The following is a 2395-nucleotide window of genomic DNA, read 5'->3' as shown; positions in this document are numbered from 1 at the left end:
GGGGGGGGGTAACGTCTCAGTATAGGGCCAGTCTGCCTTCAAGAAAGCTTAAGACCTTAAGACGCCTCTAAGTCTGGCCGAGGGTAGCAGATGACCCATTCCCTAATTGTTCTCATGAAAGGATTCTTCATGACTTTGAAGAAAGTCAACGGTTCTGCTCGTCGTCGCGGTACGACGATTGCAGCCGCCGCGCTCTCTGTCGCGATGGTGGGCCCGTTCGTTCATGCTGTGGCAGCTCCGGCTCCGTTTGCTGCTGTTGCGCAGGCTCAGGAGGCGGGCGCTGCCCAGGGTGCAACCGAAGCTGCGGACCCATACGGCGCCATCTACTCTCCCGGCATTTACGAGGGCAAACAGACCGTCAGCGGTTCTGTGCTGTTCTACGACCAGTACCCGGGTACTTCTAACGGCAACACTGCTTCGAATGGTGGCGAGGCTGCTGGCTACGGCAAGGCGCTGCCGGCCGCGAACTTAACTGCAGGTGAGAACTTCAAGGGTGCCACCGTGTATGCGCAGTGGTTTGAAAAGCCCAATAAGTCCGCCACGGGTGGCGAGCCGAGTGTGGCCTCTCCGGTGTACAAGACCACGGTGAATGAGGACGGCACGTTCTCTATCAACATGCGTCCATTCATGGATTCCGAGGGCAACCTCCGTGAGTTCTGGGCACAGTACGCGATTACGGCTGGTTTGCGTGGCCAGAAGGTCAAGATCTGGGTTGACGGCTACGACCGCGACCAGTATGAGATGGTTCGTGGCTACGGCGAGCGAATCATGCCGGACGGCACCGTAACAGACTCTACGGGTGGTGCCGGCTGGAGTTCTAGCAAGGGCACGGTGGCCGGTGCGCACCAGGTGTTTGTGCGTCGCGCTGACGCTAAGGCGATGCTCGGTGACGAGTCCGGTTGGCGCAAGGTCACCGACGAAGAACTCGCCATGAAGTCGAGTAATGGTGGCGCCGTATACGGCCAGGCGTATTGGAACATGAACCAAGGCCTGGGCAAGCTTGCACAGAAAGAAATCGCCGGTCCTTCCGGCGATCGCAAGGTCAAGGGCGTCAAGGTTGTTGGCGCCTATCTGTCCGACAAGGCTGTTGTCGAGATTGAGAAGTACGTTGAGCAGAACAAGGGGTCTGAGTTCCAGGACCACTCGCTGCGTGGCGCTGGCTGGGACGTACAGGACGAGTTGAAGCTGCAGGCGTGGATCAACCAGCAGATCAAGTCCAACCCGGACTGGATTGCGGAAAAGGTCGTCACCGAAACCAATGGTAATGGTGAGTACCGTCTGCAGTTCAACGGCACCTATGGTATCCGTCCTGGGAACGGCGGTAAGGTTCCTGCAGACAAGGTTGGTACCGTTGCTCCTACTTCTTCTGAGGGTTACTTCAGCAATAAAAGTCTTGGTTTGCGTGGTGATCAGAAGCATGTGAACTGGGACTGGATGTTCATTGACACCCCCGATCTGCCCACCGGCACGTCCAACATGGGCGCATGGCGCGGCAACGTCTGGCAGGGCCTGACTGCAGGTGCTTGGGGCGTGTCTAACATTGGCACCGGTGTGGCTGCCGACCAGTTTGATATGCGTGGCATGCAGGCCACGCTGCTGACTCCTAATTACAACGTGCAGCAGTGGGACATGGCCTTATTTCCGAACAAGATCAACTTCGGCGTTGAGAAGTACGACTCCCTGACCAACTTCGCCCGCCCGGGCGATAAGACCCACGCCTTTACCAAGAGCCTGCCGGCGGCGGACATGAATGCCCGCTACGAGGTTGAGTGGCGCGACGGTGACGGCAACGTCATCAAGACCTGCAAGGGTGTTGACTCGGATGGCAACCTCCTTCCCTCTGGCGAAGGTGAGGGCATCCCCGCCAAGTCCGACGGTTCTCTGCCGAATTGCGATATCCAGGTTCCAGAGAACCTCGAAAAGACGACGGTCTACACCGCCACCTTGTACGGCCTAGACGAGAGCGGCGCTCGTATCCCGCTGGCCTCCGACTCCTTCACCGCCGTCACCGGCACTGCCAGCGAGGTCACCCCGAAGTATGACGAGACTTCGGCCGAGGTGGGCAAGGAGAAGACGACCGAGCCTCCCAAATTTGTTGACCAGGAGACTGGCGAGCCGATTGCTTCTGGCGACGAGCGCCTCAAGGGTGCCAAGTATGAGATCCTCAAGGAGTCCCTGCCGGAAGGCTGGAAGGCCTCCATCAACGAGAAGACTGGTGAAATCACCGTCACCCCAGGCGAAAACGGAAGCGACGGGAAGAAGCTCGAGCCGGGCCAGATTGTAGACATCCCGGTGCGCGTGACCTACGCCGATGGTACCTCCAACGGTACTAAGGCCCCGATCAAGGTCGGCGAGGACGCCAAGAAGCCGACCGAGGTTGATAATTCTGGTGTGA

Annotated in this window: 1 protein-coding gene; it reads left to right on the top strand. The window is 58.7% G+C overall.

Annotated elements, in window-relative coordinates:
* Positions 1-129 precede the first annotated feature (129 nt).
* Positions 130-2395 (top strand): YPDG domain-containing protein (locus tag HMPREF3153_RS01470; RefSeq protein WP_210385539.1); only part of this gene is annotated, 2266 nt, incomplete at its 3' end.

The sequence above is a fragment of the Corynebacterium sp. HMSC06C06 genome (genome assembly GCF_001807295.1).
Classification (GTDB): domain Bacteria; phylum Actinomycetota; class Actinomycetes; order Mycobacteriales; family Mycobacteriaceae; genus Corynebacterium; species Corynebacterium striatum.
Note: the sequence above shows the minus strand (reverse complement) of the source record. Positions and strands in the feature narration are given on the sequence as shown.